This is a genomic window from Arthrobacter rhombi, assembly GCF_039526245.1.
Classification (GTDB): domain Bacteria; phylum Actinomycetota; class Actinomycetes; order Actinomycetales; family Micrococcaceae; genus Arthrobacter_H; species Arthrobacter_H rhombi.
Genome location: NZ_BAAAIV010000004.1, coordinates 137905 through 145251, shown reverse-complemented (window position 1 = coordinate 145251; position 7347 = coordinate 137905). Strand labels below are relative to the sequence as shown.

Sequence of the window (7347 nt, the reverse complement as noted above, 5' to 3'; positions counted from 1 at the left end):
TTTTTTGTGCGTCGAGTAGCCGGTCCGCCCTAAGATGGATTCCATGCCCTCCACGCCTCCCATGCCCGACGCGGCTGATGCCCTGGCTGCCACGGCCGGACCACCTGCCGGGACTGCAGCACCGGCGATGGTGCGGATCATGCTGCGCCTGGCCTACGACGGATCCGGGTTTTCCGGATGGGCCGTCCAACCAGGCAGGCGGACCATCCAGGGCTGCCTCGAGGAGGCCCTGCAACTGCTGTTTCGCCGTCCGGTGCGCACCACGGTGGCCGGCCGCACCGATGCCGGGGTCCACGCACGGGGCCAGGTCGTGCATTTTGACCTCACGGACGCCGAATACCGAGCCTTGCCGCGCGGAAAGAACCTCACCGCGGACGAGGCACTGCTGCGGCGGGTGCGCGGGGTCGTGAGCAGGATCGGGGGAGAGGTCTTTGTCCACGAGGCACGTGCTGCCGCGCCCGGTTTTGATGCGCGCTTCTCAGCCCTGTGGCGCCGCTACACCTACCGCATTGCCGACGGCCAAGAACGCTGGGATCCGTTGACGCGGGGCACCACGCTGTGGCATCCCCACGAACTGGACGCCGAGCTGCTCAACGCCGAGGCGTCTTCCGCGCTCGGGCGGCATGACTTCCTTTCCTATTGCCGCCCCAAGGACTTTGCCACGACCATCCGCACCCTGGAGGGCTTCTCCTTCAATCGGCGCGACGACGGCATACTCGTCGCCAGCCTCCAGGCCGACGCCTTCTGCCACAACATGGTCAGGACCTTGATCGGAGCCGTCCTGCGCGTGGCCGATGGCGAAGAGGCGCCAGGCTGGATCGACCGGCGGATCGCCGAACCGGTGCGAGATCACCGCACCCGACTCGCGGCACCCCATCCGCTGGTACTGGAGGAAGTCGCCTATCCGGATGACTGGGCCCTGGCGGAACGTGCAGAGTCCACCCGGGCGCGTCGCCGGCCCGAAGATGTCGGACAGCGCGGAAAGTGAGGCGTGATGGAAGGCATGGGTCGGGCTTTTGGAGCGCGGGCTTCGATACGCTAAAGTTGGTAGCTGTTGTGCGTGTCCTATGCCTGACACAACTTTCTTCGCGTGACAGCCCAGTTGCAGGGCTCTGGTCTGTGGAGATTGCGGGCAGCTAATGGATGGCCGGTTGGATTCAGTCCTCACCTGAAGAACTGGTACAGCGCATCGATAACACAGTGTTCTTTTCTTCGGTGGATCTCACAGCCACCGCGGGCGGAATGCTTGACCAGTATCCAAGGAAACGAAGGCAATAACCGTGCGTACGTACTCTCCGAAAGCCGGCGACGCAGTTCGCCAGTGGCACGTCATTGACGCCACTGACGTCGTTCTGGGCCGTCTCGCCAGCCAGACCGCAACCCTGCTGCGTGGCAAGCACAAGGCAACTTTCGCCCCCCACATGGACATGGGCGACTTTGTCATCATCATCAACGCCGAGAAGGTGGCCCTCACCGGCGCCAAGCTCGAAAAGAAGCGCGCGTACCGCCACTCCGGTTTCCCGGGTGGCCTGAAGTCCGTGAGCTACGCCGAACTGCTCGAAAAGAACCCGGTTCAGGCTGTGGAGAAGGCCGTTCGCGGTATGCTCCCGAAGAACTCGATTGCTGCCCAGCAGCTGTCCAAGCTGAAGGTCTACCGCGGTGCCGAGCACCCGCACGCTGCACAGCAGCCCAAGACCTTCGAAATCACCCAGGTCGCGCAGTAGCGCTGGGCCCCGAAACAAGAGACTAGTTTTCAAGGAGAATCGTGGCTCAGAATACTGAAGAGCTGAATGAAGTTGAGGGTGCGGCTCCCACCGCGTACACCTCGGAATCGTCCGCAGCCGAAGAGACCGTTGTCAAGGAACGCCCGGCACTGACCGTCGGCGGTTCCGCTGTTGGCCGTCGCAAGCAGGCTATTGCCCGCGTGCGCCTGGTCCCCGGCACCGGCAACTGGATTGTCAACGGGCGCACGCTCGAGGACTACTTCCCGAACAAGCTGCACCAGCAGGAAGTCAACGAACCGTTCAAGCTCCTCGAGCTGGACGGCGCGTACGACGTCATGGCCCGCATCCACGGCGGTGGCCCCTCGGGCCAGGCCGGCGCGCTGCGTCTTGGCGTTGCCCGCTCGCTGAACGAGATCGATCGCGAGAACAACCGCCCGTCGCTGAAGAAGGCCGGCTTCCTGACTCGTGACGCCCGCGTCATCGAGCGCAAGAAGGCTGGTCTGAAGAAGGCACGCAAGGCCTCGCAGTACTCGAAGCGCTAAATCCGCTTCAGCGGAACCCTGGGTTCCGCGGCAGGAACCCCACGGCAGAAGCCGTGGGGTTCCTGTTCTTTTAACTGCTCCACCGGCGGGTACACAGCGTCGCTGCGCGAAGGAAAGAGTGGCCGGAACGTTGCCGCAGTGCCAACAACCCGCCAGTTGAGCGATAAGATGGGCGGGATGGCTACATTATTTGGCACCGATGGCGTGCGTGGAAAAGCAAATGTACTGATCACCCCGGCGCTGGCCATGAACCTGGCAGAGGCGGCCGCAGTGGTGCTCGGCTTGCAGACCGTGCCCGAGGGGAAACGTCCGTTGGCCGTTGTTGCGCGCGACCCGCGGATCAGCGGTGACTTCATTGCGTCGGCCATCGAAGCAGGGTTCGCCTCCGTGGGCGTCGATGTCTTCGATGCCGGCGTCCTTCCCACCCCTGCTGCGGCGTACCTCATCGCTGATATGGAAGCAGACTTCGGTGTTGTCATCTCCGCCTCGCACAATCCGGCGCCGGACAATGGGATCAAGTTCCTGGCCCGTGGCGGCCAGAAGCTCTCCGACGCCCAGGAGGACGCCATTGAGGCCCAGCTCAATGAGGAACCTCCGCGCCCCGTGGGAGCCGACGTGGGTCGCATCCGGCGGTTCGCCGACGCAGAAGACAGATACGTGGTCCACCTGCTCAAGACCATTCCCCACCGTTTGGACGGCCTGAAGGTCGTCTTGGACTGCGCGCACGGCGCTGCCAGCGGCTGCTCGCCAGAGGCCTTCTCGGCAGCCGGCGCTGAAGTCGTCGTCATCGGGGCCAGCCCGGACGGCAACAACATCAACGAAGGATACGGCTCCACCCATCTGGAGAAGCTCCAGGAGCGGGTGGTCGCCGAGGGCGCTGACCTGGGCATTGCCCACGACGGGGACGCGGACCGCTGCCTGGCCGTCGACCATGAAGGCAGCGTCGTCGACGGTGACCAGATCATGGCGATCATGGCCGTTGCCCTCAAGGAGGCAGGCCAGCTCAAGGACGACACCCTGGTCGCCACGGTGATGAGCAACCTCGGGCTGAAGATCGCCATGGAGCACGCCGGTATCCACGTCGCCGAGACGGGGGTGGGGGACCGGTACGTCCTGGAGGAGATGCGCTCGGGCTCCTACACGCTGGGCGGAGAACAGTCCGGGCACGTCATCTTCTCGGCCTTCGCCACGACAGGCGACGGCGTATTGACCGGATTGCAGATTGCCTCACGGGTCGCGGCCACGGGTAAGTCCCTCAAGGAGCTGGCTACCGTCATGACCGTGCTGCCGCAGGTCCTCATCAACGTCAAGGGCGTCAACAAATACGGGGCCCACACGAATGCAGCGGTATCCGAAGCCGTCTTGGGCGCCGAAGCCGAACTAGGAGGCTCCGGACGAGTTCTCCTGCGCCCCTCGGGCACCGAACCGGTGGTCCGGGTCATGGTCGAGGCCACCGACCACGAGGTGGCCGGCGACGTCGCTACTCGCCTCGCGGGCGTTGTCCTGGCGGAACTGGCCCTGTAGCCTTCGCCGACCAGACGCAGACAAAAAGGCGGGCCCCATCCGGAGGATGGGGCCCGCTGTTCGAACCGATCGCTATCTGCGACCGCCAATACTGGGGTGTTAGTTGCGAGTCTGCAGCGAGTCGCGGATTTCGGTCAGCAGGAGAACCTGCGGATCGATGGCCTCTTCTTCCGGGGTGATGCCCATGCGGGCATTCCGGCGCTCGATGATCTTGTTCATCGGCATCACGACGACGAAGTAGATCGCAGCAGCGACGAGCAGGAAGTTGACGACTGCAGTAAGAAGGACGCCGATCTTGATTGCGTGTTCCGGGCCCACGGCCAGGAAGTTGTCAAAGTTCGGCGTGCCTACGAGCACGGAGATCAGTGGCATCAGCACACTGTTCACGAGTGCATCCACGACGGTGGCGAAAGCTCCACCAATCACAACGGCGACGGCAAGGTCTACGACGTTGCCCTTCATGATGAATTCCTTGAATCCCTGTAACATGCGGATCACTCTACCTAGCTTGGCGGGTGAATGTTGGGAACTTGGACGAAAACGGCATGAACTTTTCGGGAAATGTGGATTCTTCGGGGAATCAGATTTTGCGCAGCAGCATTCTGCGGATGGAGTGGTCGCTGTCCTTGGTCAGGACCAGCTGCGCCCTACCCCGGGTCGGGAGGACGTTTTCGCGCAGGTTGGGTTCGTTGATCCGGCGCCAGATCCCCAAGGCTGTTTCGTGGGCCTCCGAGTCGGTGAGGCTTGAATAGCGGTGGAAATAGGAAGCCGGATCGGCGAAGGCGCCGCTGCGCAACTTCATGAACCGGTTGACATACCAATTCTCGATGGCCGGTGTCCTTGCGTCCACGAACACCGAGAAATCGAAGAAGTCGCTCAGCGCGAGTCCTGCCGTGCCGTCCGAGCGGACTTGCGCGGGGGCCAGGACGTTGAGCCCCTCAACGATGAGGACGTCTGGGCGGTGGACGACGACTTCCTTGCCCGGAACGATGTCGTAGGTCAGATGCGAGTACCACGGTGCCCTGACTTCCTCGGCCCCGGATTTGACGGTGGAGACGAACCGCAGGAGGGCCCGGCGATCGTAGGACTCCGGAAAACCCTTCCGGTGCATGAGCCCGCGGCGTTCCAGGACTTCATTCGGATAGAGGAACCCGTCGGTGGTCACCAACTCGACATTGGGCGTGTCCGGCCAGCGCCGCAGCATTTCCTGGAGGACGCGGGCCGTCGTGGACTTTCCCACGGCCACGGACCCGGCGACGCCAATGACGAAGGGCGTGCGGCGCGTGGACTCGCCGAGGAACGTGTTGGTTGCCTGATGCAGCTGCCCCGCCGCCTGGACATAGAGGTTCAAGAGGCGTGACAACGGCAGGTAGACATCGCGGATCTCCGTCAGATCCAGCTTTTCACCCAGCCCGCTGAGACGGATCAGGTCGCCCTCATCCAGTGGTTGGGCGATTTCGTTGGACAGTCGTGCCCAGGTCTGCCGGTCCAATTCCACATACGGGGACACTCCGGCGTCATTGTCTCGGGGTGAGCTCACCCATGAATTGTGCCAAGCCCGGAGCGATTACCCCAAACTGGTGCTCCGGCCGGCTCCCGCATCGTCTTCCCTCCGCACACCGGGCATGACCGGGAAAAGCGCCCCGGCACGGTATTCTTGGAGTCATGTGTGGAATTGTTGGCTATGTAGGCCGCCCAGGAAAAACGTCCGGTGACCACGGCGCCCTCGATGTGGTGATCGAGGGGTTGCGACGGTTGGAATACCGCGGCTATGACTCCGCGGGTGTCGCCGTACTGGGCGAGTCCGGAGTGGAGTCCCGGAAGAAGGCCGGCAAGCTGGTCAACCTCATCAATGAACTTGAAGCCAACCCCCTGTCCCCGTCGTTGACCGGGATCGGCCACACCCGGTGGGCAACACACGGCGGCCCGTCGGACAAGAACGCGCACCCGCATCTGGCCGACGGCGGAAAACTGGCGATGATCCACAACGGGATCATCGAGAACTTCGCTGATCTGCGCAAGGAACTGCTCGCCTCCGGATACAGCTTCGCCTCCGAGACCGATACAGAGGTCGCTGCAGTCCTGTTGGGCGACATCTACGCCCACGCCGGAGAAGGTGACCTGGCCACGTCCATGCAGCTGGCCTGCCAGCGCCTCGAAGGCGCTTTCACGCTGCTGGCCATCCATGAGGACCAGCCCGGCATCGTCGTCGCCGCCCGCCGCAATTCGCCGCTCGTGGTCGGGTTGGGAGAGGGCGAGAACTTCCTGGGATCGGACGTCTCGGGCTTCATCGACTTCACCCGCCGTGCCGTTGAATTGGGCCAGGACCAGATCGTCACGATCACCCCGGACGAGCACATCATCACCGATTTCTACGGCAATCCCGCCGAAGGCACTGAATTCCATGTCGACTGGGACGCCGCGGCCGCCGAAAAGGGCGGCTTCGACTCCTTCATGGAGAAGGAGATCTTCGACCAGCCCGCCGCCGTCGCCGATACGCTGCTGGGTCGCTACGACGCCGACGGCCGGATGACGCTGGACGAATTGCGCATCGAGGCCTCCGAGCTGGCCGGCATCTCGAAGATCATCGTGTTGGCCTGTGGCACCTCGGCCTATGCCGGTTCGGTGGCCAAATATGCCATTGAGCATTGGTGCCGCATTCCGGTGGAAGTCGAGCTCAGCCACGAATTCCGCTATCGGGATCCGATCGTGGATGCCAGCACGTTGATCGTGTCCATCTCGCAGTCCGGGGAAACCATGGACACGCTGATGGCCGTCCGGTATGCCAAGGAACAGGGCGCGAAGACCCTGTCCATCTGCAACACCAACGGCTCGACGATCCCCCGCGAATCCGATGCCGTGCTCTACACGCACGCAGGACCGGAAATCGCCGTGGCGTCCACCAAGGCCTTCCTGGCGCAGATCACTGCCACCTACGTGCTCGGCCTGTACCTGGCCCAGCTTCGGGGGAACCTGTTCACCGGCCAGATCAAGGACATCCTGTCCGATCTGCAGGACATTCCGGCGAAGATCCAGGACGTCCTGGACCGCGCCGACGTCATCAAGGAACTGGCCCGCTCGATGTCCGACGCCAGCTCGGTGCTGTTCCTGGGCCGCCACGTCGGCTACCCGGTGGCCATGGAAGGTGCCCTCAAGCTCAAGGAGATCGCCTACATCCACGCCGAGGGCTTCGCCGCCGGTGAGCTCAAGCATGGTCCCATCGCCCTGATCGATGACGGCCAGCCGGTCTTCGTCGTCGTGCCTTCCCCCCGGGGGCGGCACTCGCTGCACGCCAAGGTCGTCTCGAACATCCAGGAAGTCCGGGCGCGCGGCGCGAAGACGCTCGTGATTGCCGAAGCCGGAGACGAAGCGGTCAAGGACTACGCGGAGTTCGTCTTCCACGTCCCGGAGACCCCGACCCTGCTGATGCCGCTGTTGGCCACCGTGCCGCTGCAGCTCTTCGCCTGCGAACTGGCCAGCGCCAAGGGATTCGACGTCGACCAGCCGCGCAACCTGGCGAAGTCCGTCACCGTCGAGTAGCGCAACCGCGCTCCCGC

7 protein-coding genes are annotated in these 7347 nt (G+C 63.7%); 5 read left to right on the top strand and 2 right to left on the bottom strand.

Annotated features, from left to right (window positions below):
- The first annotated feature begins 127 nt into the window (after positions 1–127).
- From truA to glmM, 4 genes are all read left to right on the top strand, one after another.
- On the top strand, positions 128–988 hold the full coding sequence (gene truA / locus ABD088_RS03080; RefSeq protein ID WP_343900376.1) for a tRNA pseudouridine(38-40) synthase TruA: 861 nt from the start codon (positions 128–130) through the stop codon (positions 986–988).
- Positions 989–1280: 292 nt separating this feature from the next.
- Positions 1281–1724: a 50S ribosomal protein L13 gene (rplM, locus tag ABD088_RS03075; RefSeq protein ID WP_343899994.1), complete on the top strand. Its 444-nt coding sequence runs from the start codon at positions 1281–1283 to the stop codon at positions 1722–1724.
- Between the two features lie 41 nt (positions 1725–1765).
- A complete protein-coding gene (gene rpsI, locus ABD088_RS03070; RefSeq protein WP_343899993.1) occupies positions 1766–2266 on the top strand; it encodes a 30S ribosomal protein S9 in 501 nt (166 codons plus the stop codon).
- 177 nt (positions 2267–2443) lie between these two features.
- Positions 2444–3790 carry a phosphoglucosamine mutase gene (gene glmM, locus ABD088_RS03065; RefSeq protein WP_343899992.1) on the top strand — a complete coding sequence of 449 codons (1347 nt, stop codon included), beginning with the start codon at positions 2444–2446 and terminating at the stop codon, positions 3788–3790.
- 99 nt (positions 3791–3889) lie between these two features.
- On the opposite strand, the gene mscL is transcribed toward glmM, so the two are convergent.
- Both mscL and coaA read right to left on the bottom strand, forming a co-directional pair.
- Positions 3890–4279: a large conductance mechanosensitive channel protein MscL gene (gene mscL, locus ABD088_RS03060; RefSeq protein ID WP_343899991.1), complete on the bottom strand. Its 390-nt coding sequence runs from the start codon at positions 4277–4279 to the stop codon at positions 3890–3892.
- Between the two features lie 91 nt (positions 4280–4370).
- On the bottom strand, positions 4371–5330 hold the full coding sequence (gene coaA, locus ABD088_RS03055) for a type I pantothenate kinase (protein WP_343899990.1): 960 nt from the start codon (positions 5328–5330) through the stop codon (positions 4371–4373).
- A 125-nt stretch (positions 5331–5455) separates the two neighbouring features.
- Here coaA and glmS point away from each other — a divergent pair, with 125 nt between their 5' ends.
- Positions 5456–7330 (top strand): glutamine--fructose-6-phosphate transaminase (isomerizing), encoded by a 1875-nt coding sequence (gene glmS / locus ABD088_RS03050; protein ID WP_343899989.1) that lies wholly within the window; start codon positions 5456–5458, stop codon positions 7328–7330.
- Positions 7331–7347 lie beyond the last annotated feature (17 nt).

Bases quoted from the DNA above. Each gene is read 5' to 3' on its own strand.
- truA (WP_343900376.1), top strand. From the start codon at position 128: ATGGTGCGGATCATGCTGCGCCTGGCCTACGACGGATCCGGGTTTTCC.
- glmM (WP_343899992.1), top strand. From the start codon at position 2,444: ATGGCTACATTATTTGGCACCGATGGCGTGCGTGGAAAAGCAAATGTA.
- mscL (WP_343899991.1), bottom strand. From the start codon at position 4,279: ATGTTACAGGGATTCAAGGAATTCATCATGAAGGGCAACGTCGTAGAC.
- glmS (WP_343899989.1), top strand. From the start codon at position 5,456: ATGTGTGGAATTGTTGGCTATGTAGGCCGCCCAGGAAAAACGTCCGGT.